20 protein-coding genes and 1 pseudogene are annotated in these 22031 nt (G+C 72.1%); 15 read left to right on the forward strand and 6 right to left on the reverse strand.

What is annotated here, in order from left to right; genetic code table 11:
• Positions 1 to 38 precede the first annotated feature (38 nt).
• Positions 39 to 1007: an NAD-dependent epimerase/dehydratase family protein gene (locus WMF39_RS10180; protein ID WP_437745340.1), complete on the forward strand. Its 969-nt coding sequence runs from the start codon at positions 39 to 41 to the stop codon at positions 1005 to 1007.
• A 9-nt stretch (positions 1008 to 1016) separates the two neighbouring features.
• Here WMF39_RS10180 and WMF39_RS10185 read toward each other — a convergent pair whose 3' ends face one another.
• A complete protein-coding gene (locus tag WMF39_RS10185; RefSeq protein WP_437745341.1) occupies positions 1017 to 1904 on the reverse strand; it encodes a hypothetical protein in 888 nt (295 codons plus the stop codon).
• A 340-nt stretch (positions 1905 to 2244) separates the two neighbouring features.
• Here WMF39_RS10185 and WMF39_RS10190 point away from each other — a divergent pair, with 340 nt between their 5' ends.
• A complete protein-coding gene (locus WMF39_RS10190; protein WP_437745342.1) occupies positions 2245 to 3168 on the forward strand; it encodes a Rieske 2Fe-2S domain-containing protein in 924 nt (307 codons plus the stop codon).
• Positions 3169 to 3191: 23 nt separating this feature from the next.
• Here WMF39_RS10190 and WMF39_RS10195 read toward each other — a convergent pair whose 3' ends face one another.
• A complete protein-coding gene (locus WMF39_RS10195) occupies positions 3192 to 4169 on the reverse strand; it encodes a D-2-hydroxyacid dehydrogenase family protein (RefSeq protein WP_437745343.1) in 978 nt (325 codons plus the stop codon).
• A gap of 101 nt (positions 4170 to 4270) precedes the next feature.
• Here WMF39_RS10195 and WMF39_RS10200 point away from each other — a divergent pair, with 101 nt between their 5' ends.
• From WMF39_RS10200 to WMF39_RS10225, 6 genes are all read left to right on the forward strand, one after another.
• Positions 4271 to 5782, forward strand: a complete 1512-nt coding sequence (locus tag WMF39_RS10200) for a multinuclear nonheme iron-dependent oxidase (protein WP_437745344.1) — start codon at positions 4271 to 4273, stop codon at positions 5780 to 5782.
• 3 nt (positions 5783 to 5785) lie between these two features.
• A complete protein-coding gene (locus WMF39_RS10205) occupies positions 5786 to 6532 on the forward strand; it encodes a nucleotidyltransferase domain-containing protein (RefSeq protein ID WP_437745345.1) in 747 nt (248 codons plus the stop codon).
• Positions 6529 to 7569, forward strand: coding sequence for a hypothetical protein (locus tag WMF39_RS10210; RefSeq protein WP_437745346.1), 1041 nt, complete (start codon positions 6529 to 6531; stop codon positions 7567 to 7569). Before WMF39_RS10205 ends, WMF39_RS10210 begins: the two co-directional genes overlap by 4 nt.
• The gene (locus WMF39_RS10215; RefSeq protein WP_437745347.1) at positions 7529 to 8962 is read left to right on the forward strand and encodes a hypothetical protein; all 1434 of its coding nucleotides are present in this window, start codon (positions 7529 to 7531) and stop codon (positions 8960 to 8962) included. Before WMF39_RS10210 ends, WMF39_RS10215 begins: the two co-directional genes overlap by 41 nt.
• Before the next feature lie 87 nt (positions 8963 to 9049).
• The gene (locus WMF39_RS10220) at positions 9050 to 10072 is read left to right on the forward strand and encodes a TauD/TfdA family dioxygenase (protein WP_437745348.1); all 1023 of its coding nucleotides are present in this window, start codon (positions 9050 to 9052) and stop codon (positions 10070 to 10072) included.
• Between the two features lie 365 nt (positions 10073 to 10437).
• The gene (locus WMF39_RS10225; RefSeq protein WP_437745349.1) at positions 10438 to 10566 is read left to right on the forward strand and encodes a hypothetical protein; all 129 of its coding nucleotides are present in this window, start codon (positions 10438 to 10440) and stop codon (positions 10564 to 10566) included.
• A gap of 83 nt (positions 10567 to 10649) precedes the next feature.
• On the opposite strand, the gene WMF39_RS10230 is transcribed toward WMF39_RS10225, so the two are convergent.
• Positions 10650 to 11030 (reverse strand): DUF6176 family protein, encoded by a 381-nt coding sequence (locus WMF39_RS10230; RefSeq protein ID WP_437745350.1) that lies wholly within the window; start codon positions 11028 to 11030, stop codon positions 10650 to 10652.
• Between the two features lie 189 nt (positions 11031 to 11219).
• Between WMF39_RS10230 and WMF39_RS10235 the strand changes: the two genes are divergently transcribed.
• A complete protein-coding gene (locus tag WMF39_RS10235; protein ID WP_437745351.1) occupies positions 11220 to 11831 on the forward strand; it encodes a hypothetical protein in 612 nt (203 codons plus the stop codon).
• A gap of 13 nt (positions 11832 to 11844) precedes the next feature.
• Here the strand turns inward: WMF39_RS10235 and WMF39_RS10240 are convergent, their stop codons facing one another.
• Both WMF39_RS10240 and WMF39_RS10245 read right to left on the reverse strand, forming a co-directional pair.
• The gene (locus WMF39_RS10240; protein WP_437745352.1) at positions 11845 to 12924 is read right to left on the reverse strand and encodes a hypothetical protein; all 1080 of its coding nucleotides are present in this window, start codon (positions 12922 to 12924) and stop codon (positions 11845 to 11847) included.
• Between the two features lie 290 nt (positions 12925 to 13214).
• Positions 13215 to 14450 (reverse strand): alpha/beta hydrolase, encoded by a 1236-nt coding sequence (locus WMF39_RS10245; RefSeq protein WP_437745353.1) that lies wholly within the window; start codon positions 14448 to 14450, stop codon positions 13215 to 13217.
• Between the two features lie 779 nt (positions 14451 to 15229).
• Between WMF39_RS10245 and WMF39_RS10250 the strand changes: the two genes are divergently transcribed.
• The 5 genes from WMF39_RS10250 to WMF39_RS10270 all read left to right on the forward strand — a co-directional run bounded on the left by WMF39_RS10250 (position 15230) and on the right by WMF39_RS10270 (position 20478).
• Complete coding sequence (locus WMF39_RS10250; protein ID WP_437745354.1) at positions 15230 to 16825, forward strand: hypothetical protein; 1596 nt, start codon at positions 15230 to 15232, stop codon at positions 16823 to 16825.
• Positions 16825 to 18009, forward strand: coding sequence for an ARPP-2 domain-containing protein (locus WMF39_RS10255; RefSeq protein ID WP_437745355.1), 1185 nt, complete (start codon positions 16825 to 16827; stop codon positions 18007 to 18009). Before WMF39_RS10250 ends, WMF39_RS10255 begins: the two co-directional genes overlap by 1 nt.
• A gap of 116 nt (positions 18010 to 18125) precedes the next feature.
• A complete protein-coding gene (locus tag WMF39_RS10260) occupies positions 18126 to 18422 on the forward strand; it encodes a hypothetical protein (RefSeq protein WP_437745356.1) in 297 nt (98 codons plus the stop codon).
• A gap of 115 nt (positions 18423 to 18537) precedes the next feature.
• The gene (gene kynU / locus WMF39_RS10265; RefSeq protein ID WP_437747961.1) at positions 18538 to 19800 is read left to right on the forward strand and encodes a kynureninase; all 1263 of its coding nucleotides are present in this window, start codon (positions 18538 to 18540) and stop codon (positions 19798 to 19800) included.
• Between the two features lie 138 nt (positions 19801 to 19938).
• Entirely contained in the window at positions 19939 to 20478 is a 540-nt protein-coding gene (locus WMF39_RS10270; RefSeq protein WP_437745357.1) for a hypothetical protein, read from the forward strand.
• A 109-nt stretch (positions 20479 to 20587) separates the two neighbouring features.
• On the opposite strand, the gene WMF39_RS10275 is transcribed toward WMF39_RS10270, so the two are convergent.
• Positions 20588 to 21433 (reverse strand): class I SAM-dependent methyltransferase, encoded by an 846-nt coding sequence (locus tag WMF39_RS10275; RefSeq protein WP_437745358.1) that lies wholly within the window; start codon positions 21431 to 21433, stop codon positions 20588 to 20590.
• Between the two features lie 73 nt (positions 21434 to 21506).
• Between WMF39_RS10275 and WMF39_RS10280 the strand changes: the two are divergent.
• Positions 21507 to 21902: pseudogene (locus WMF39_RS10280) on the forward strand (helix-turn-helix domain-containing protein); the annotation flags it as partial.
• Positions 21903 to 22031 lie beyond the last annotated feature (129 nt).

Genomic DNA, 22031 nt, shown 5'->3' on the forward strand with positions numbered 1-22031 from the left:
GTTGGACATCCGGTGAGAGCGCGGGCATCGTGGCGGCCATGAAGGTCTTCGTTACAGGGGGCTCGGGGTTCATCGGAGGCCATCTCCTCGAGGGGCTCGTGCGCGCCGGTCACGAGGTGAGCGCACTGGCGCGCTCGCCGAGGAGCGCCGATGTCGTGCGACGTTACGGCGCGGCGCCGGTCGCTGCCGACCTCGGGACGCTGAAGGGCGAGGACCTCGCGGGCACCGAGGCCGCGGTGCACTGCGCCGCGTATGTCGAGGAGTGGGGGACGCGCGCGCAGTTCTGGGAGGACAACGTGGAGGGGACGGCGCGGGTGCTCGACGCGGCGCGCGCCGCCGGTGTGCGCCGGTTCGTCCACGTCGGCACCGAGGCGGCGCTCTTCGATGGCCACGATCTCATCGATATCGACGAGACGCACCCTTATCCCGAGAGGCAACGCTTCCTGTACTCGGAGACGAAGGCAGAGGCGGAGCGGCGCGTGCTCGCCGCGAACGAACCCGGCGGCATGACCACCGTCTCCATTCGCCCGCGCCTCGTCTGGGGTCCAAGGGATGCGACGGTGCTGCCCATCGTGCTGCGCATGGCGCGGGAGGGGAGCTTCGCGTGGCTCGACGGCGGCGGCGCGCGCACGTCGACGACGCACGTCGCGAACCTCGTGCACGCGCTGCTGCTCGCCCTGGAGCGCGGCCAGGGCGGGCGCGCCTACTTCGTCGCCGACGACGGCACGCGCACGTTTCGCGATTTCCTGACGGCGCTGGCGCGGACGCAAGGGGTGGCGCTGCCCGGGCGCAGCGTCCCGAGCGTCGTCGTCCTCCCGCTCGCCGCCGCGATCGAGGGCGCGTGGCGCCTCCTCGGCGTCCGGCGGGCGCCGCCGATGACCCGCTTCGCCGTCGCCATGATGTCGCATTCGGTGACGGTGAAGACCGACCGCGCCCGCGCCGAGCTCGGGTATGCGCCCATCATCGGCGTGGAAGAGGGGCTGGAGCAGCTCTCGGCGGGGCGCTGACAGGCGCGTTCATTGCGCACGAGCGCCGCGGCGCTGCGCAAACAGCCAGCGCCAGGTCGCGTCCTCGGCGTAGACGTCGACGAACACGGCGTGCCCGCCGCGCGCGAACTCCGTGAGCGTGAGCGCCTCGTCCGCGGACGCGCCGGTGCCGGGACGCCAGACGACCCCGCCGCCATAGAACACCGCGGTCGAATCGGACCCCGGCGGATAGCTCAGCATCGGATTGCCGCTCCGGGTACCCCGCAGCGCGGCGATGGCGGACACCCAGGTCGCGGACATGGTGTTCGGCACGACCTCGTCGTCGAAGGCGTGGAACGCGCGGACCGGCAGCGTGCGCAGACCCGCCGCGAGCTCACCCGTCTGCGGGCAAGCGCCGCAGATGGGCAGCGCCGCCGCCAGCCGCTCCGGATGGACAGCGGCGTAACGCCAGGTTCCGCATCCACCCATGCTCGGACCGGTGACATAGATGCGGTCGCGATCGATCTCGTGCGTTGAGAGCAGGTAGTCGAGGAAGGCATCGATCGTCGCCGGGTCCCATTCGCCGGGCGACTGCGGCGCGGCGATCAGCACGCCGGCGTCGACGAGCGGGGACGATGTGCCGAACAGGCGCGCGCGCGCCAGATAACGGAGCGGCGGCAGGCGGTGGATGATGGCGCGCGGGTGCCTACCGTCACCGCGGCTGCTCCCGCCGTGCAGCACGAGCAGGAGCGGGCGCGGCCCCGGCTCCGGCGGCACGTACTCGACATATCCGTAGGGCGACGGCGTCGACCCGATGGGATGCGCCTGCATCATCAGGGCGGGGATCACGTAGCGCAGCGCGAGCAGCGCGAGCCCCGTCGCCGCGACGACGGCCTGCGTCGCCCTCCTCGCGCGGCGAGCCCAACGCGCTCCTGACACGCCCACGAGCCTACCGTGCGCCGAGCATGGGGGCCATCCGCGTACTGCGCTCGGCAGTTTCCGGCGCGAGCGCAGCTCGCCCGTGATGCGCAGCAGCTCGCCTCCGGGCGGCCGGCGGGCACGCGGCGGAGAGCCGCAGTGTCCGCCGGAGCACGGCCGCTCGCCAGGCGCGCAGCGCGCGGCGCGGGAGCGTGCCAGTGCCTCGGCGCACTCACGCCTGCGAGGTTTGCTGGTAGAGTGACGAGCTCATGCCGCGATCACCGGCACGATGAAGCCCCTCCGCCCCGCGCTGCATGAGCGCGCGGGCGACCCCGACAGACGCTGAGCCGAGGAGACCCACATGAGCGCTCGAATCCCTCTGCAGCCCTTCCCCCGAGGCTGGTTCCAGGTCGCCGCCTCGGACGAGCTGTCCACGGGCGGGCCCGTGTCGCTCCGCTGCTTCGGGCAGGATCTGGTGCTGTTCCGGACGCAGGACGGACAGGCCCGGGTCCTCGACGCCCACTGCCCTCACATGGGCGCGCACCTCGGGGTGGGGGGCCGCGTCGAGCAGGGCGGCATCCGGTGCCCGTTCCACGGATGGGTGATCTCCGGCGAAGGGAAGTGCGTGCACATCCCTTATGCGGACACGATCCCGCCGAAAGCGAGGACCCGCGCCTGGGAGGTACGGGAGCTCGACGGCCTGATCCTGGTCCACCACGCGCTCGGCGGCGAGCCCGCCGCCTTCGAGATCCCGCCGCTCGCCGAGGCGCGCTCGACGGAGTGGTCCCTGGGCCTGATCAAGCGCTGGAGGGTCCGGACGCACGTCCAGGAGACCCTCGAGAACATCGTGGATCCGGCCCACTTCGTCGCCGTGCACGCCATGCTCGAGCCGCCCCGGACCGAGATCGAGATCGAGGGCCACATCCTCCGATCGCGGTCGGTGGTGAAGCAGAAGGGCCCGGGAGGGCGGGTGGTCGACGGCACGATCACATGGGAAGGCCACGGCATGGGGTACGGGACGATCCGCTTCACCGGGATCGTCGAGCTCCTCTTCGTGAACACCGTCACCCCGATCGACGACGAGCTCGTCGACATCCGCTTCGCGTTCTGGCTGCGCAACGACGGCGCGCAGCGCCTCGGCCAGGCCCTCGCGGCGGAGATCTGCCGGCAGGTCGAGGAGGACATCCCGATCTGGGAGAACAAGATCTACCGAGCTCAGCCCGTGCTGTGCGCCGGGGAGAAAGGCATCATGACGTTCCGCAAGTGGAGCAGCCAGTTCCTCTGACGCGCGGGGCGCGGCGGCGGAGCCTATCCGAGCGGGGCCGGATCGACAGGGAGCTGGTTCAAGGGCCGCAGCACCTTGCCATCGAGGAAGGCGCGGATGTCCTCGACCGCCTGGCCATAGACCAGGCGATAGCCCTCCTCGGTGACATAGCCGAGGTGCGGCGTGATCACCGTGTTGTCGAGCGCGAGCAGCGGGTGATCCGCGGGCAGCGGCTCGGGCTCGAAGACGTCGAGCGCCGCGCCGGCGATGCGCCGGGCGCGCAGGGCGGCGAGCAGCGCCGCCTCGTCGACGAGGGGGGCGCGCGAGGTGTTGACGAGGAACGCGGTCGGCTTCATCCGCCCGAGCTCGGCCGCGCCCACCAGCCCGCGGGTGCGCGGGCTCAGCACGAGGTGGACGCTGACGACATCCGCGCCGGCGAAGAGGTCGTCCTTCGGGACGAGCCGGGCGCCCACCTCGGCGGCGCGCTCGGCGGTGAGGTTCTGGCTCCAGGCGATCACCTCCATGCCGAAGGCGCGGCCCACCTGCGCGACCTGACCGCCGAGCTTGCCGAGCCCGACGAGCCCGAGCGTCTTGCCCTTGAGGCCGAGGCCGAGCGTCGTCTGCCAGCGGCCCTCTCGCGCGGCGCGGTCCTCGGCCGGGATGTGCCGGAACAGCGCGAGGATGAGCCCCCAGGTGAGCTCCGCCGTCGGGTAGGGCAGCATGTCGGTGCCCGAGATCTGGACCCGGCGCTCGGTCGCGGCCGCCAGGTCGATCGAGGCGTTGCGCATGCCCGCCGTGACCAGCAGCCGGAGGTCGTCCAGCCGCTCGAACAGCGCGCGCGGGAACGGCGTGCGCTCGCGCATCAGCACCACGGCCTGAAAGGCGCGCAGCCGCGCGGCCAGGGCCTCGAGGTCGTCGAGGTGGTCGGTGAAGGCCTGCACCTCTGCCGCCGGGTGGAGGCTTCGCCAGTCGGCCATCCCGAGCGCCACGCCCTGGTAGTCGTCGAGGATCGCCACGCGCATGGATGCTGCCTCTCTCATCTCGGGTGAGCTCGACTTCTAGCCGAGCCCGATGGCCTCTGTTCCGGATCCCTCCGCGAGGGCAGACTGAGGCAGGTCCCCGCGTGCTCGTGCCCGCCCCCAGCTCGCCCTTCTCCGGCGCCGGCGCCGTCGGCGTTGGATTCCGCCCCGAGCTCGCCGCCGATCTGCTGTCCGCGCCCGGCGCGGTGGACTTCGTCGAGGTCGTCGCCGAGGCCTGCTTCGCGAGCCCGGCCGCGCGGCGCGAGGCCTCGGCCATCGCGCGCATCTGGCCGGTGGTGCCCCACGGCGTGAAGCTCTCGCTCGGCAGCGCCTCGGGCATCGACATGGATCGCGCGCGGCGCCTCGGGGCGCTCTGCCGGGAGCTCTCGGCCCCGGTCGTGAGCGAGCACGTCGCGTTCGTGCGCGGCGGCGGCCGGGAGATCGGCCACCTCACCGCCCTGCCGTACACGCTCGAGGCGGCGCGCGCCGTCGCGCGGAACGTCGCCGCCGCCCGGCGGGCGCTCCCGGACATCCCCCTGCTGCTCGAGAACGCGGCGTGCACGCTGCGGTTCCCGGGCGACGCCCTCGGGGAGGGGGACTTCTATGCCGAGGTCGTCGCCCGCACCGGGTGCGATCTGCTCCTCGACGTCGGCAACGTCTATGCGAACGCCGTCAACGCCGGCGTTGATCCCGGGGAGCTCGTCGATTCCTACCCGCTCGAGCGCGTGGCGATGATCCACATCGCCGGCGGCGTCGTGGAGCACGGCTTCTACTTCGACACGCATGCCCATCCGGTCCCCGCGCCGGTGTTCGATCTGCTGGCCCAGGTTGTTGCTCGCAGCGGGCCGCTCCCGATCCTCCTCGAGCGCGACGGTGACTTCCCGCCCTTTGCCGCGCTCGCGGCCGAGATCACCACCGCGAGGGCGATCGCCCGGTCCGCGCCGTCCCGACCCACGTTGACCCGACCCAGGTTGGCCGGGCCCACACCGGCCGAACCCAGGTTGGCGCCGACCCGACCCAGGTTGGCCGGGCCCACACCGGCCGAACCCAGGTTGGCGCCGACCCGACCGGGGTTGCCTGCCTCTCGCGCCATCTCGCTGCAAATTTCTCCTGACGCTTCACCCTTCGAGGCGTCGGCGCTCGCCGAGGTCCAGGCCCGCGTGGCCGAGCTGCTCACCTCACCCGTCGATCCGCCGCCGGAGGCCGTGGCTCCGTTCGACGCCGAGGACGTCGCCCGGTCGCGGGCGATCCTCCAGCGCAAGCGTGTCGACGACGCGCTCCCGCTCTTGCCGCGGCTCTCGTCTCACCGCGAGGCGGCCGCGCGCCTCGGAGCCCGGTGTGTCGAGGCGTCGCCGCGGGCCCCGAGCCTCACGGCGGTCGCCGACGCGCTCCGCATCGCCGCGGCGGCGGTGGACGACGCCCGGCTCGCGCCCGAGGCGATCGTCGACCGCCTGCTGCTCCGCGCCCGCTTCGTCGGGCCCGCGGGCGACGGGAGCGTCAGGCCCAGGCTCCTGCCGTTCATTCGGCGAGAGCGGCTGCCGGGAGGTCGGGTAGTCTGGGCGATCAAGGGGATTGGCTCGAGCGCCGAGGTCCGGCTCATCGAGCCGCGAAGGTAGACCATGAACGAGGGATCCATCGCCACGGGGAGCGCTGTCTCCAGGTTGCCGGCGCCGGTGCAGGCGCGGCTCGTCGAGCTCAAGGAGAGCCTGGAGCGGACGCTCGGCGACGAGCTTTCGTGCCTGCTCGTGTATGGGAGCGCGGCGCGGGGCGGCTACCGCGACGGGCAGAGCGACGTCGATCTGATGGTGGTGCTCGAGGAGGCCTCCCGCCAGAGCCTCGACGCGATCGCCAACGCGCTCCAGATCGCGCGCTACGCGGCCCGCATCGAGGCGATGATCCTCACCGCCGCCGAGATCCCGCGGGCCGCGGACGTGTTCCCGCTGCTCTACGACGACATCCGCCGGTGCCACGTGCTCCTCTCCGGCCGCGACCCGTTCTCGGCGCTCGTGATCGACGGCAAGAACCGCCGCCTGCGCGTCGAGCAGGAGCTGCGCGAGGCGCAGATCCGCCTCCGGCGCGCGGTGGTGGACGGGATGGGCGCGGACGACGCCTTGAAGGGCGCGGTCTCCCGCAAGGTGAAGCAGATCCGCGGCCCGCTCCACGCCCTGCTCGGCCTGCACGGGATCGAGGGCGGCGACGATCTGGGCGCGGTGCTCGCGGGAGCGGGCAAGCTCCTCGGCGTCGACGTGGCCCCGCTGAAGCGCGTCCACGAGGCGCCGGGCCCGGCCTACGCGGCGCTGGCGGAGCTGCTCGCGCGCGCCGTCGACGACGTCGACCGGCTGGAGCACCCGGAGGCGGCGCGATGATCCACGAGATCTTCGACTTCTTCCCGTTCAACATGGCGTCCGGGCCGGCGTTCCTGCTCTTCTATCTGGCGCTCTCGGTCTCTGGCCTCGTCGTCGCCATCCTGGTGCGCAGCGCCGTCGGCGCCTCCCTGGATCGAGCGGGGCAGGCGAGCGTCCCCGCGGGGGGCGCGTCGTACCGCTCACCGGCGTGGCGGCAGCGGCTCTCGGCGGGCTGGATCCCGCAGCCGGACGAGTACTGGGCGATCGCGTACCTCCGCGACGGGAACAAGGGCGTCGCCGCCACGCTGATCGCGGTCGCGATGGGCGCGGGCTGGCTCGTCCCCGCGGGGGACGCGAAGGACGCGCCGCAGGCGCTCCACCTCGTGGTCGGCTCGCCCCCGCCGGACCGGGTGCTCGCGTCGTTCTTCAGCTCGCTCTCGTCGAGGGGCGCGCACGGCCAGCAGACGGTGACGCTCTCGCTCGATCAGGTGCGCGCCTCCGCCGACCAGATCGCGGCCCGCTTCGAGCAGGAGCTCCGCGGCGAGCTCGCCGCCGCGGGGATGCTGCGCCCGCGGGGGACGATGACGGCCCTCTCGGCCGTGGTGTGGGCGGTCGGCGTCGGCCTGCTCGGCGTGGGGCTGATCCGCGCCATCCGCGCGGAGGAGCTCGACCGGCCCTACTCGTTCCTTGTGGTGGAGATGATCGCGCTGCTCGTCGCCACGTGGATCGTGGCGCGGACCGCGAGCGCCTACAGCACCATGAAGTCGGACTACCTGAGGTGGCTCGACGACTCGACCGTCTCGCTCCGCTCCGACGTCGCGAGCGGCCGCCGCCGGGAGGCGGTGGACATCGGCTTGACGGTCGCCGCGAGCGGCACGGCGGCGCTCGCGATGTCGCCGCTCTTCGGGCCGATGGTCTACGCGATGACCCCGCCCCCCCCGGTCTCGACGGGGGGCGGCTCGTCCGGCGGATCGAGCTGCAGCTCGTCGAGCTGCGGGGGCGGCGGCGGCTGCGGCGGTGGAGGCGGCTGCGGCGGTGGTGGTGGCTGCGGCGGGTGACGCCCGCTTCGAGGTGCTCGACGCCCTCGGCCTGTGCCGGCTCACCCGGCGCACCGGCGATCTCGACGGCGCGGTGCCGCTCCGGGTGGCGAAGGCGTGCGTGCCGCTGCTCGAGGGCAACGCGTTCGGGCTCCAGATCACGCTGGCGCGGCCGATCGAGGTGCGGCGGCGCCTTGGGTCGCTCCGCGCCGAGCCGGCGGGCGAGCACCGCGAGGCGCTCGCCCGCGCCCACCGCGCCGCGCTGACGCGGCTTGTCTCGCAGGGCTTCCTGGCGCCGGAAGGGGCATGGCACCGGGCGCTGCGCGGCGGCCTCGCCTGGACGTGCCGGAAGGGGCTGGGGCCGCCCCGCCTGCGCCTGTGGACCGGGCTCCTGGTGCGCCCCGACCCGGGCCTGTGGCTGCGCGTCGCGGGGGCAGCCAACCGCCGGAACGCGCTGATCGAGGTGAGCGAGGCGTACCTCGCCGACGACGGCGCGTTCGTCCCGCTGGTGGTCGAGCTGCGCGTCCGCGACGAGGCCCCGCAGCGCCTGCAGATCGAGGGGGAGATCGGCTGCATCGCGCCCGTGCTCCCCGACGTGCAGATCGAGGCGTGCGCGCTCGCGGACGCGCCCGAGGTGGGGCGGGCGCACGCGGCGTTCTACGACGCGAAGTACTTCGCGGTGAAGAAGGGCCAGGTGACCCGCAAGTACCGGCGGCTCGTCGGGGGCACGGCGGGTGGGCGGAACGCGAGAGCGGGCGAGGGGAGCGCGGGCGAGGGGAGCGCGGGCGGGGAGAGCACGAGCGAGGGGAGCGCAGGGCCGGCGCGCGTGCGGCTGGTCGTCGCCGGGCCGGCGGCGCCGGAGATCACCGAGGTGACCGAGGTCACGACCGCGGCCGGGCCGGATCCGGTCCCCTGGCGCGGGGGTGCTCGGCGGCTCGCGTCGATCGTGGTGAGGAACGCCGTCCCGTTCCGCGCGACGTTCGACGGGCACACGCTCGCGGTCGCGCCGGAGGCGCCGCGCCTCGCCGACGGGGCGGCCGCGGTGGAGCGCGCGTTCGCGCAGACCTTCGGCGACGATTTCCTCGCCGCGAACCGCGGGGCGCTCTGGTACCTGACGAAGTACTTCACGCCGCATCCGCCGGGCGAGCCGCACTTCTTCGTGAAGCCGTGGGCCTTCACCCGGACGCCGCCGGGCTGGTCGAGCCTGCTCGACGGCGTCCACGGCGACGGTTACGACGTGATGCGCGGCGTGGTCGCCACCGACGCCTTCTTCGCGACCCCGGCGGTGTTCCACGTGCGCCGGCTCGGGGCGCCGATCGAGGTGCCCGAGGGCGCGCCGTTGCTCCGGATCGTGCCCATCCCGCGCGACCTGCTCCGGGCCGGCTTCCGGGAGGCCCGCTTCCTCGATGCGTGAGCGGGGTGGACGGCGCCGCCAGCGGGCCTGGTTGTGCTGGATAGATGGTATGAATTTGCCCTTCGAGCCCCCTCGCGGAGCGCGCCCATGAGCGAGCGATGGATCTGGCCCGGGCCGGAGGGCGGTCCGGCGAGGCTCTTCGACGAGCTCGCGGCGCGCGGCTTCTCGGTCCTCCGCGGCGACGCGGCGCTGGCGCCGGAGGAGGCCGCGCGGGCGCCGTGGAGCTTCGCCGAGCGGCTCCTCGGGGCGAGGCCGCTCCTTGTGGAGCGGCAGCCGATCAAGGCCGTGCCGGGCGGCAGGTCGTTCGCCGCGAGCTCCGCGGCGGCGCCGCTCCACACCGACAGCCAGTGCTTCGCGGGCGCGCCCCCGGCGGTGCAGATCATGGCCTGCGTCAGGCCGGCGGAGCGCGGCGGCTGCTGCCTCCTGCTCGACGGCTGGCCGCTGCTCTCGGCGATCGAGCGCGCCGATCCCGGGCTCTTCCGCGCGCTCTTCACGGTGTACAGGCGCATCCCGTTCGTCTTCGGCGACTTCTTCGGGCCCACGGTGTCGCTCCGCGGCGGCGCGCTCGCGCTCACGCACGCGCCGGTCGTGCCGCCGGGGGACGCGATCGCCGCGCGCCTCGCGCGGTTCGTCGAGGCGTCGCGACGCGAGGTGATCGAGCTGTCGCTCGGCCCGGCGGACATCCTGGTCGTCGACAACCGGCGCATGCTGCACGGGCGGCGGGCGTTCGAGGGGGCGCGCGAGTTCGTGCGGCTGCTCGTCTGGACGGAGGCGCGGCTCCCGTCGCCGCCGGCGTACAACGCGCTCGCCGCGGAGGTCGCAGAGGCTGCCGCGCGCCGCCTCGCCGAAGCGCCGCGGGCCACGCGGCGGCGGCTCGGCCTCGGCGCGCCGCCGCCGCCCGAGGCCCGCCGCCGCCTCGGCCTGGTCCTGGAGATGCTGCGCGGCGTTCCGCCGGGCGTCCTCGCCGCGCGCGAGCGCATCCCCGAGCCCGAGCTCTACCGCCTCCGCGACGCGGCGCTCGCCGCCGCGGAGGAGGCGCTCTCGGGCGACGCGGAGGGCGCGGACGACGGCGCGCTGGCGGAGGCGATCGCGCGGATGACCCGCGGGTGAGCCGCGCTTGCGCCGGGCGGCACCCAGATGCTGTGCGGAAGAGGGCCGTGTCCATCGGGCGGAAGCTGCGTGGACGGCGCTGTGGACGTCCGCCGGGTCGATGCGGTCGCAGCTGCGCTGGCCTGTCCATCGGCTCCGCCAAGCGGCATGGTACAGTGTGGCCATGAGCGCAGGTGATGAGGCTGCGGAAGCGCGGCGGTTGGCTCGCGCGGGCTGGATGATGCGGGTCTTTCGACCAGGAGAGGACGAGGCGCAAGCGGAAGCGGACGCCCTCTTCTGGAGCTCCATCCCCATCCACCAGCGTGCCGAGGTCACCTGGAAGCTGAGTCAGGAGCTGTTCGAGCTGGCCTTCCCGGGATCCGCCCATGAACGAAGACTTCCTCGATCTGATTTCCGCCCTGTGCGCCGCTGACGCGAAGTTCTTGGTGATCGGGGCCTACGCCGTCGGCGTGCATGGCCGCCCGCGCCGCAGATCGACCTCAGGATCGCGCTGATGTCGAGGCGCTGGAGCGCCTCCTCCGGCTCCAGCGCGGTTGACGTCCAGACCGCGCCGAGGCTCCCTCTCTCCAGAAGCCGGTTATGAAGAGCCGGGCCCCGACCCTTCGGGGGCTTCGAGCTCGAGCAATACGTCGAGAGGTCGGGCGCGTGCGACGTCCCAACACTCCGCGATGATGTCCCTGGTGGCCTTGTCGATCGCGAGATCCGACGACGCAAATGCCTGCTGTGCGCGAGCCAGGTCGTGTGCGCGCATATAGAATACGATCGAGTCCTCGGTCTCGCCCCCCTCGAGGAAGATGGCTTCCGCGCAAACGCCCTCGATGCTCATCGACTCCAGCATCTCTCGCTTCCTGCTCTTTGCTTCCCGCATCCAGTCGACGAAGCGCTGGGTCTTTCCGGCGAACAACGGTATTCTGACGCATTGGGCTTGCATCAACGCCTCCGTGAGCTCGAACAGCATACGGTCCGCGGGGGCGCCCGTCGATGCGGCAAGCCCAGGGCGTCGTGATTGCAGGGGCGCGCCACGTCGCCGGTTCAGGAGGATGCAGGCTCGCCGCGAGATGCCGCGGCGCGACCAGCGCACCCGGCCGCGCCCCCGCGCGCGCTTCGGTGTTGGTGCGGCGCGGCCGCCGGGATAGGTTCTCGAGGCATGGCGTCACGTCCTCTCGGAGCGGCCGCGCTGTGCGGGATCGCCCTTGGCTGCGCGGCGTGCAAGCCGGCGGCGCCGCCGCTGCCGGCGCATGTCCGCATCTCCATCGACGGCGCCGTCGTCAGCCCGGCCAAGGCGGACGGCCGTCAGTGGGACGGCATGGGCGCGGTCCCGGCGGAGGCGCTCACCGCCATCGGCGGCCTGCTCCGCACGAAGCACCCTGTCGCGGCGGCCGCCAGCGTGGCCGGCTTCGCGGCGGAGGCGGCAGGGGCGGGGACCGAGCCGCCGGAGCCCTTCGGCTCGGCGGAGCTGTTCGCGGGCGGCCGGTCGCTCGGGAGGCGCGCGCTCGATCGCCCGGGGCAACGCGACACCTGCACGCCGGGTTGGAAAGGCCCGCCCACCTGGTACCGCGTGCCGCTCACGCCGGATGTCCACCTGAGCGGTGAGCTCATCGACAGGGATCTCGTGAACGACGACTTCATCGGGCGATTCGCGATCCACCACGGTCACCTCGTCGAGGCGCTCCGAGCGCGCACGGTCTATCCGGTGGCGGTCGAGAACCAGGCCGCCGGGCAGGTGCTGTTCGTCTGGATCGAGGTCTGGCCGGAGTAGAGGCCTGCTCGCGCTAGGGCAGCGCGGCAGGCACCGCTTCGACCCGCGTGCTGACGACCCTCCGGCGCTGCGCGCCGATGTTCGCGAGATCGAAGAGAAACGTCAGCTTGGGCAGCTTCACGCCGGGCGACGGCGCGAGATGAGGCGACCTGAAGCGATCGTCCAGCGACTCTTCGCGGATGATCGACCTTCCGTCTCCAGGTTTCTTCGTCGGCGTCGGGGTCCCGTGCGACGTCCCATCCGGCATGACGACCCGGCTGGTCACGTGGACGGTCACCTTGCTCCCGGCGGCAAAATCGCCGTTCATCGCCAGCGCTCGCCCGGAGAAGCGCTTCGACACGGCCTGGGCGACGCGCCGGAAGTCGTCGCCGTTCCCCGTGTTCGCCTGGAGGAAGCGCACCGAGACCAGCCGGCCCTTCGCGTCCAGCGTGAGCTCGAACGAGCTCTCGGAGTCCGGCGGCACGACGGACGACGACACCTCTTCCGCGACGGCCGAGGCGAGCACGCCCGCCGCGGGGAAGACCAGGACCGGCCCTCGCCCGTCCTTGTCCGCGGCGCTCCGCGCGGGGCGCTCCGGGACGGCGCGCACCGGGGCGAGGGGGCGCTCGGGAGCACGGGAACGCGCTGGGGGCTCCACCGGCAAGACACCTGGCAATACCCAGATGGGCGCGCCGCCCAGGCCTGGAGGTGCCGCGGCGGGGGGAGGCGAGTCGGGCGCGCCCGGGGGCGTGTGGGCGGCGTCCGGCGGCGCGTGTGCAGCATCCGGCGGCGCGTGCGCAGCGTCCGGCGGCGCGTGGGCGGCGTCCGGCAGCGCGTGAGCCGCGTCCGGCGGCGCGTGATCGTGGGTCGCCGCGCCGGAGCGGGATGCTCGTGCAGGAGGCGCCTCGGGCAGCGCTCTGCCCCGCTCTCTCGGCGCGGCACGCGAGAAGCCGGGATCGACGCCCCTTGCCAGGGCGAGGCCCTGGCGGGGCTCCGCCGCCCGGGCTTCCGGCGTCCTGGGTTCGTCCAGCACGACGTCGGGGGCCAGCTCCAGGAGCGAATCGCGCTGGTCGCCCGCGCCGGCCCGTGCCGGCACATCGAGGCTCTCGGGCACGAGCACACGAGCCGCGACGACGCCGCCCGCGTGGAGGAGGAATGCTGCGAGCAGAGAGAGGGAGCCCCGACCGCGCACTGGCCAGCGCGAGGGTATCATGTGGGCGCGCTTCCGATGGTCTCACACCGACGTCGGAAACTGGCTCCGCGCGCCGCATCGCGCGGGCGCTCCAGCCACTCGCCGACAAGCCCTGGCTTCGGGAGGTGCTCGCCATCCTGCATCGACGAAGTCGGCTACCTCCCCTATCCGCCGTCTTCTACGCTGTGCGAGCTCGAGCGACGCTCGGCCGCTCAGCCGCGATTCCGTCTTGCTCGCGCTCCGAAGAGCATGGCTCCGATCGCCGCAAGATGGATCCCGAAGCGCCAAGGCGGCGTTCCGGGTTCGGACCCGGGGACCGAGACGCTGCAGCCAGAGTCCTCCGTCACGGGCGTATCCTCGTCGGTGCCGCCGCTCGCGCTGCTCGAAACCTGCCCGCCAGTCGTCGCAGAACTGCCTGTCGTGACGGCACCACCGGGCACGCCCCCGCCGTTTCCGCTTCCGTCCCCTGCGCCTGCGCCGCTTCCGCTCCCGTCCCCTGCGCTACCGCCGTTTCCGCTTCCGTCCCCTGCGCTACCGCCGTTGCCCGCGGTCTCACCCGCCCCACCGGCCCCACCGGCCCCGCCCGCCCCACCGGCGCCCGTCGCGCCCCCGTCGAGGAAAATGCGTTGGGCGAAGTTGTAAAAGCTGCGGTTCCAGACGGTCTTGGTATGGCCTTCGTTCGGCTCGATCTGGTAAATATGGTCGATGTTGTTCTGATCCAGGAAGTCGTGATAGTTTCTGCTATTGCCGATCAGGCCGTCTGTGCTGCCGCAAGAGATGAAGATGAGCTTCACGTTGTTCTTGACCGCAGCCACATCCTTGATGGTCTGACTTGGCTGCTGGGTATTGGGCGCAGCCGAATACGGTCCGATGTAATGGAAGACATCGGTATTGGGGAACCCGAAGTTGAAGGTCTGCCCCCCGCCCATTGACAGGCCGGAGATGGCCCGCAAATCGGCATCGGTGGCAGCGGAATAAGTCTTCTCGACCCAGGGGATCAGGTCGTTGAGCAGGACGTCCCCGAAGTTTGCGAAGCGCGCGAAATCGTCCGCTCCGTCCATCTTGCCGCTGGGCATCACGACGATCATGGGTTTGGCCATCTGCTTCGAGTACAGATAGTCCATGATATTGTCGGCATTGCCTTCGTTGCTCCCCTGGCCGATCCAGGAGACCTCATTGCCGCCGATCCCGTGATGCAGGTAAACGACAGGATATTTCTGGCTCGTCGAATACCCCGGCGGCATATAGACCGTCACCTTCCGCATTCCGTAGTTTCGGGTCGGATAGCTGACGGAGACGTCCACCTTCCCATGGGGAATGTTGGCGTCCCTGGCATCGAAGCCCCTGGGCGGAAGGGGAAGATCAGCGGGGTCGCTGGCATACACCGCGGCGGGGAGGACAGAGATGACGGAGAGCGAAAGGACAGCAGGCCAGTTCTTCAAGGGCATGGGGACCTCCAACGTGGGTAAAACTCAAACTCGAGTTCCATGGCCCGCGCTAGTTCCATGGACCGCGCTACAAGCGCTTTGGCGCATTTGGCATTGTCACCGTGGTGTCCCAAGCAAGCGGCACGTGCCGACGCACGGGTCGCGCACCACCCAGCAGCTGGCATGCAAAACTACGCCTCAGGCGTTCCGAGGAGCAACAGGGCGAGGAAATCCAAACTCGATCCGAAGGGCTAGAGAATCCAAATGCGATCCGAATGTCAAGCGCCCCGTGTGAACGTTCTCATCGTACAGCCACGCCGCACGTGCCTGTTGACACAGGAAATCTTCGATTCGCCTCCTCCTGGAAAAGTGACGCTGTACCAAGAACTTCTCCGTGCGGGCACGCGTGCCAGGGGCGGCTCGCGCCCCACACGCCGCGTTGCCTCCCTCGGGGAAAGCGATCAAGCGACAAGGAGTCCGCGGGACATCAAGGTCGCAACCACAGGCTTCGTGCCCTCCCAGGCGATGAGGGCCTGCTTCGTGAGGTGGATGTCTGTCCGTTGTTCGCCACCCTTGCCCTGACTGAATTCGGAGCGGGGGACGAAGACATGGCAGGCAGGGTGGAGACGTTCAGCGCTGCCAGCGATGATCTTGTCGTCAAGGGGGATCTTGTCCTTCGAGGTGCCCCTTCAGGTGTATGCTGCCGGTTGCCGCCCGTGGGACTTCGGGGCGATTTCCGATCCCAGTCTGGAAACTGTCGTAGGTTGATCGCCCCACCATTCCCCGGGCGGCTCTTTGCCATGCCCCTCGCCCCCACCGCGCCCCCCGCACGCTTTCACACCGAGCGCGTCGAGCGCGAGGACCTCGTCATGTTCATCAACGCCTGCTTCGCGTGCACCGGGCAGGCCGAGTTCTATGGCACCTCCGGAGGCCAGGCGGTCTCCATCGAGTTCCTCCACGAGTACATCCTCGGCAATTACCGCCGCCTCTACGCGCGCACGCTCGCCGCCGGCATCAACCACTTCAACCAGGCGCGCATCGCCGTGAACCTCCTCGCGACCGGCGCCGAGACGCCCGCTCCCGACCGGGGCGAGGAGGGCTCGCTCATCGCGGCGGCCCTCCGGGAGCTCCCGCCGCAGCGCGCGCTCCGGGCGCTGCGCGAGCTCCGGGAGCGCCGCGTGAACAACCGCCGCGCGCGCGCCGTCATCCGCGGCTACCTCGCCGGCCGGCCCGACCCGGCGTTCGACGCCGTCAAGTACCGCGCCCACCTCCGCGCGCTCGCGGTGCACGCCCACCTCCAGCTCCCCGGCGAGGTCGGGCCCTTCCTGTTCGAGCCCGGGCGTCGCGCGCCGTTCGAGACGCCGCTCCTCGAGCGCGCGCGGCAGGCGCGTTACGCGAAAGAGGCGATCTTCGACCTGCCGCTGACCGTCGCCGAGGGGCTCGCCGCGGCCCGCGGCGTCTCTCGCGAAGAGCTCCTGCGCCGCGCCGCGCCGCGCATGACCGAGGGCGAGCGCCTCCGGCTCCAGCGCGCCGCCGGGCGCGAGGACGTCGACCTCGCCGTCGACCTCGGCCGCGCCCCGCTCACGCGCGTCGCGCTCTATGCGCTCTCGCTGCCCGAGAAGGTCCGGCGCGAGCGCCGCGACGAGCTCCACGCGGCGCTCGAGCGCGGCGCCGCCCGCGCGCTCAGGAAGAGCCCAGCCGCGCTCGGGCGCGTCGCCGCCGTGCTCGACCGGAGCTACTCGGCGTCCGGATCGAGCGAGAAGCGCCGCCGCCCGCTCGCCGTCGCGCTCGGCGTGAGCTACCTGCTCCGCGCCGCCGCCCGCGAGTACCGCGCCTTCTGGACCGCGCCCACGCCCGACGAGATCCTCGTCGGCGCGCGCGGCCAGACCGATCTCGCGACGCCGCTGCTCGACGCGCTCGCCTGGCGACCCGACGTCGTGGTCGTCCTCTCGGACGGCTTCGAGAACGACCCGCCCGGCGCCGCCGCCGAGGTCGCCCGCTGCTTCCGGGCGCGGCTCGATCCGGGGCAGCGCACGTCGATCGTCCACATCAACCCCGTGTTCGACAGCGAGCGCTACGCGCCCCGCGCGCTCGGCCCGTCGATCCCGACGGTCGGCCTGCGCGACGCCGAGGACCTGCCGACGGTCCTCGGTTTCGCCCGCTTTGCCGAGGGCACGGCGCCGCTCGCGGAGCTCGAGCGCTACCTCGCGCAGCGCGCGGCCACGCTTCTCTCGCGGCACGCCCGGACGCCGGGCGCCGCGGAGCCAGCTGCGGATGCGGGGCCGGCAGACGAGGTGGAGCCGGCAGACGCCGTGGAGCCGGCAGACGCCGTGGAGCCGGCAGCAGCCGCCGAGCCCGCAGAAGAGGCGCCCGCCGCGGCGCTCGAGGTGCCCTGATGGCCAAGGCGCCGGCCCTGCTCCGATCGCTCTCGCTCCGGGGCCTCACCGCAACCCACGCCCAGGTCTTCGCGGGCGTGCGCCTGGTCCCGCTCCTCCGGGACGCGCCGCGGGACGACCTGCGCATCGCCGGCCGCAGACACGAGGACGCCTGGTCGATCGTCGATCTCGGCGACGGCACGGCCTACTGCTCCTACGTGCCGCACGCGCTCGTGATCGGGTGGACCGAGGACGGCTCGCCGGTCGCGTCCTACGGCGCGGCGCTCGCGGGGCCGGAGGTCCGAAACCCGCTCAGCAGGTGGGGCTGCGGCGTCCAGCTGCTCCACCGCATGGCCCGGCGCGAGGCGCGCGGCGAGGACCCGGCCGAGCGGAACCGCCTGCGCCTGTTGCCGTTGCACCTCGCGATGGAGGGCTTCCTCGCGCTGCACTTCAACGCCCCCGAGATCGCCTGGTCCGAGTACTCGCGGCGGGCGATCTCCCGCGGCCTCGACCCGCGCACCGAGGTATCGCTCTCCGGCCGGGCGATCCCGAGCCTGGAGGACGCGCTGCGCGTCTTCGAGATCCACGAGGGCCAGTGCGGCGTCCTGCTCTTCGTCGGCGAGCTGCTCGCGTCGGTGTTCGTTGTGTCGCACCCCGACGACTACCGCGCGCTGCACCGCACGCTGATCGAGGACTTCTACGAGCAGACGCTGCTCTACGCGGCCCGCCACAACGGCGACAGCCAGGCGCTCGAGCACACCTTCGACGCCGCGCAGATCGGCTCGCTCGACGACCTGCGGGCCGCGCTCGGCAGGGCGCGGGCGGAGGCCGGCGCGCTGCACGTGGACACGGCCGCGGGGCTCCTCGGCCGGCCGATCGCGGCGGAGCGCGTGTACCGGGCGGGGCCGTTCTCGCTGCAGCGGTTCATGACCGAGCTCGATCCGTCGCTGGACAACCACATCGGCGAGGCGATCGTGCGCGAGGACGGCACGCTGGAGTACGCGAAGACGTACCGGCTCGCGGCGGGGCAGGTGAGGCGCGCCCGGCTCCTCCAGCAGCTCGCGGCGCACGGGTGGAACCTGAACGCCACGGCGTCGGCGCTCCGGACCACGCGCGACCAGCTGATCCGGCGCATCGAGGGCGAGGGGTTCGGCTACCTCATCGCGGAGCACGTGCTCAAGGCGGCGCTGAAGCGGACGAGGTGAGCGCGCCGTTACCAGCTCGTTCACGTGCGGGCGCGCGGCCGTGGTCGCGCTGCTCCCGTACGGGCAAGCGCGAGAGCAAGCGGTTCTATCGTTTCCTCGGCGTCTCGTACCCGAACGTGGATGACCTGAATCGCGCCCGCGCGAAGGGCATCGAGAAGCCGGGAGGCGCGATCGGCATCCACGGCAGCGACCCCCGCCTCGCCGGCCTGGCGCGCGCCTGGATCCGCCTCGCCAACGCCGCCGGTCTTCAGAAGCTCTGGGGGCCCACCGACGGCTGCATCGGCCTGACCAACGAGGATGTCGATGTGCTTTACCTGACCTTGGATGAGCGACGACCGGCGGCCTCGGCGTCGCCGCCGGCGCGGCTCCCCGCGCTCGCCGAGGCGCTCGCCGCCCGCCTCGGCGAACGGTAGTTTCGCGACCACGGACGGATCGCCCTGCCGCTCCAACTGGCCACCTGGGCGCCAGTCCGGTCCGTGCCGTGCTACGCACCCTGCCCCGCGGAACCGAAGGACGCCTGACATGAGCCTGCAAACCACCCGCGACACCTGCCTTGCCCGCGATGCAAGCGACCCGCTGCGCCACCTGCGCGACGAGTTCGCGCTACCGGGCGATGTGATCTACCTGGACGGCAACTCGCTGGGCGCCCTCCCCAAGGCGTCGCTGGCCCGTGTCAGGGAAGTGATCGAAGCGGAATGGGGCGACGGCTTGATCCGTAGCTGGAACACGGCCGGCTGGGTGCACCTGTCCCGCCGCCTGGGCGACCTCCTGGCGCCGCTGATCGGCGCCGGCAGCGGCGAAGTGGTGGTCACCGACACCACGTCCATCAACCTGTTCAAGGTGCTGGCCACCGCCCTGCGCCATCAGCAGAGCACCGCGCCCGAGCGCCGGGTGCTCGTGTCGGAACGCGACAATTTCCCCACCGACCTGTACATCGCCGAGGGCCTGACCGAGCTGCTGAAGATGGGCGGCGCAGCCTACGAGTTACGCCTGATCGACTCGCCCAAGGAATTGCCGCAGGCGATCAGCGGCGACGTGGCGGTGCTGATGCTCACCCACGTCAACTACAAGTCCGGCTACATGCACGACATGGCCGCCGTCACGGCGCTCGCGCACGCAGCCGGCGCGCTGACCGTGTGGGACCTGGCGCATTCCGCGGGCGCCGTGCCGGTGGACCTCCACGGCGCCCGCGCCGACTTCGCCGTCGGCTGCACCTACAAGTACCTGAACGGCGGACCCGGCGCGCCGGCCTTCCTGTGGGTGGCGCCGCGTCATCAGAGCCGCTTCGGGCAGCCGCTGTCCGGCTGGTTCGGCCATGCCCGGCAGTTCGCGATGGAATCCGCCTACACCCCCGCCGACGACATCGGCCGCTTCCTGTGCGGCACCCAGCCGATCACGGCGCTTTCGCTGGTGGAGTGCGGGCTTGCCATCTTCCGCCATACCGACATGGCCGCGCTGCGCGCCAAGTCGCTGGCGCTGACGGAGCTGTTCATCCAGCTGGTGGAAGCCCGCTGCGGCCAGCATCCGCTCACCCTGGTCACCCCGCGCGACGCCGCCCGCCGCGGCAGCCAGGTCAGCTTCGAGCACCCGCAGGGCTACGCGGTGATGCAGGCGCTGATCGCCCGTGGCGTGATCGGCGACTACCGGGAGCCGCGCATCATGCGCTTCGGCTTCACCCCGCTGTATACCCGCTTCGTCGACGTCTGGGATGCGGTGGAAGCGCTGCGCGACCTTCTGGAGAGCGGCGCCTGGGACAAGCCGGAATTCCACTGGCGCGGCGCGGTGACCTGATCCGCCCGTAGCCTGGACGAGGAGCGGCCAGGGACGCGTTGGCTCGGCGCTCGCAGCCCTCTGCGATCGGGTAGAATGGGAGGTTCTGAATCGGGCACTCTCGGGCTGCGGGCGAGACATCTCTGAGGAGCACTGCTCATGGGCAAAACGGCCAAGCTGTTTTCGGTTCCGAAAGAGCGGCAGATGGAGGCGCTCTGCGCGCGCAGCGCCGAGATACGCGACGAGTTTCGTGCGTGCTTCTCCGTGTCGCCCGGACACCCGAAGACGCACGAGGAGCCGCGAGAGGCCGAAGCGCCCCATTTCGACGGGCTCTGGGTCTTCGGGGATGGGCCTGGCGTCGTGGTGGACGACACCGGCGCGCACGTCGAAGCCGAGCTCCTCTGCAATCGCGCGCTCGGGGAGCGCTCCTACGTGCAGTACGAGGTCCGCATCGAAGCGCTCGATCTTCGGTACAAGGGCGACTACGCGCCGTATTACAGGAACCGCGGCAGAATCCTGAAGCACATCGGAAAGCGCCTCGAGCTCTTCTGCGCGTACTCGCTGCTCGAGCTCCACGAGCTGGTGCAGCGCCGCGGGGTCGAGGACACGACGCTCGGCGCGCTCTTCTCGCCCAGGCACGTGAAGGCCATGTTCGCGGCGTTTCGCGTGCCGATCCGCTTCACCGGCGATCTTGGTTGAGGTGCGGCCCGCCGCCTCGCGACGCGCGGCATGTCGGTCTCGGCCCGTCGCCGGGCACGGCGCGCCGGGCGACGGCTCGTCATCGACCGGCTGCTCTGGCAGGATTTCTCTAGGCGCGCGCGCTCACGAGCCAGCAGGCCGCGGTGAAGCGGGCCGCGCCCTCCTGAACGTACGCGTCGAAGGCAGCGCGAACCGCCTGGGCCGTCCGGGCGCGCGTCGGCTCGTCCGCGTCCCGCAGCGCCTGACCCACCGGTCCGAGCCTGGTGACGTAGGCGAGCAGGTCCTTCTCCGCGACGCCGCTCGGCACGTCGATCGGGCGAATGTCGACGTCGGTCCAGCCGCTCGCGTCCAGGATCCGCTGCACCCGCTCTCTGTCCGCGAAGGCGAACGGGCCGGGTGCGTCGGGGTCCGGGACGCGCAAGCTCGGCAGGAGCGGGGCCGCAGCGCGCGCGGCCTCGGTCATGAACGGATTCTCGTCCGCGCTGCGCCATGCCACGAACGAGAGCTTCGCCTTGCGCCGGGCGGCGCGCCGGATGTTGGCGAACGCCGCCGCGGGATCGTCGAAGAACATCACGCCGAAGCGCGAGATCACCGCGTCGAACGTGGCCTGCTCGAACGCATGGGTCTGCGCGTCCGCCTGGACGAACGCGGCGGACGCCAGCCCCTCGGCGGCGGCGCGTGCCCTGGCGGCCGCCACGAGCGGCCCGGAGATATCCACGCCGAGGCAGAGGCCCGCTGGCCCGAGGCGCCGGGCCATCGCGAGGGACGTGGCGCCCGCGCCGCAGCCGACGTCGAGGACGCGCCCGCCGTCGCCGGGGAAGCCCTCGTCGATGAGCGGCGTCGCGAGCGGCGCCAGCATGCCGTCGAGCACTTCCTGCAATTCCACCCAGGTGCGCCCGCTGGCCTCGTTCCACAGCGTGGCCTGGTCGCGATTCGGCGGATGGGCTTCGGACATCGGAGTCTCCTTCGGTTTGCAGTCGGAACTCATGTGCCGTAGTCTGCAAGTTCAAGTCAACTTGAGGTCAAGCGTGAAACGGCTGGACATCGCGGAGGTGGCCCGGCGCTCCGGCGTGCCCGCCTCCACCCTGCGGTTTTACGAGGAGAAGGGGCTGATCGCGTCCACCGGGCGGCGGGGCTTGCGGCGCCTGTTCGATCCCGGGGTGCTGGAGCGCCTGGCGCTGATCGCGCTCGGCCAGGTGGCGGGGTTCTCGCTGGACGAGATCGCCCGGATGTTCTCGTCCGACGGCCGGCCGCGCATCGAGCGAGAGCGGCTGACGGCCAAGGCCGAGGAGCTGGACCGGACCATCCAGCGCCTGGTCGCGCTGCGCGACGGCCTGCGCCACGCGGCGGCGTGTACCGCGCCGAGCCACATGGAGTGTCCGCGCTTTCGCAGCATCGTCCGGCTCGCCGGCGCCGGCCGTCTCGATCCCCCTCCCGGTCCCAGAGCGGTGCGTGCGCAGGAGGGCGGGAACCCTGCCCGGCGGAGCGTGGGGCGCTCCCGGGGTGGCGGGACCGGGGCACGTACCGGGTTGCGGCCTGCTACCGTCGCGCTC

Origin of the sequence: Sorangium sp. So ce1504, from assembly GCF_051521635.1 — a bacterium.
Classification (GTDB): Bacteria; Myxococcota_A; Polyangia; order Polyangiales; family Polyangiaceae; genus Sorangium; species Sorangium cellulosum_B.

Coding starts and splice junctions, on each gene's coding strand:
- WMF39_RS10180 (WP_437745340.1), top strand. CDS start 39: ATGAAGGTCTTCGTTACAGGGGGCTCGGGGTTCATCGGAGGCCATCTC.
- WMF39_RS10190 (WP_437745342.1), top strand. CDS start 2,245: ATGAGCGCTCGAATCCCTCTGCAGCCCTTCCCCCGAGGCTGGTTCCAG.
- WMF39_RS10195 (WP_437745343.1), bottom strand. CDS start 4,169: ATGCGCGTGGCGATCCTCGACGACTACCAGGGCGTGGCGCTCGGGATG.
- WMF39_RS10205 (WP_437745345.1), top strand. CDS start 5,786: ATGAACGAGGGATCCATCGCCACGGGGAGCGCTGTCTCCAGGTTGCCG.
- WMF39_RS10210 (WP_437745346.1), top strand. CDS start 6,529: ATGATCCACGAGATCTTCGACTTCTTCCCGTTCAACATGGCGTCCGGG.
- WMF39_RS10220 (WP_437745348.1), top strand. CDS start 9,050: ATGAGCGAGCGATGGATCTGGCCCGGGCCGGAGGGCGGTCCGGCGAGG.
- WMF39_RS10225 (WP_437745349.1), top strand. CDS start 10,438: ATGAACGAAGACTTCCTCGATCTGATTTCCGCCCTGTGCGCCGCTGAC.
- WMF39_RS10230 (WP_437745350.1), bottom strand. CDS start 11,030: ATGCTGTTCGAGCTCACGGAGGCGTTGATGCAAGCCCAATGCGTCAGA.
- WMF39_RS10235 (WP_437745351.1), top strand. CDS start 11,220: ATGGCGTCACGTCCTCTCGGAGCGGCCGCGCTGTGCGGGATCGCCCTT.
- WMF39_RS10245 (WP_437745353.1), bottom strand. CDS start 14,450: ATGCCCTTGAAGAACTGGCCTGCTGTCCTTTCGCTCTCCGTCATCTCT.
- WMF39_RS10250 (WP_437745354.1), top strand. CDS start 15,230: ATGCCCCTCGCCCCCACCGCGCCCCCCGCACGCTTTCACACCGAGCGC.
- WMF39_RS10255 (WP_437745355.1), top strand. CDS start 16,825: ATGGCCAAGGCGCCGGCCCTGCTCCGATCGCTCTCGCTCCGGGGCCTC.
- WMF39_RS10270 (WP_437745357.1), top strand. CDS start 19,939: ATGGGCAAAACGGCCAAGCTGTTTTCGGTTCCGAAAGAGCGGCAGATG.
- WMF39_RS10275 (WP_437745358.1), bottom strand. CDS start 21,433: ATGTCCGAAGCCCATCCGCCGAATCGCGACCAGGCCACGCTGTGGAAC.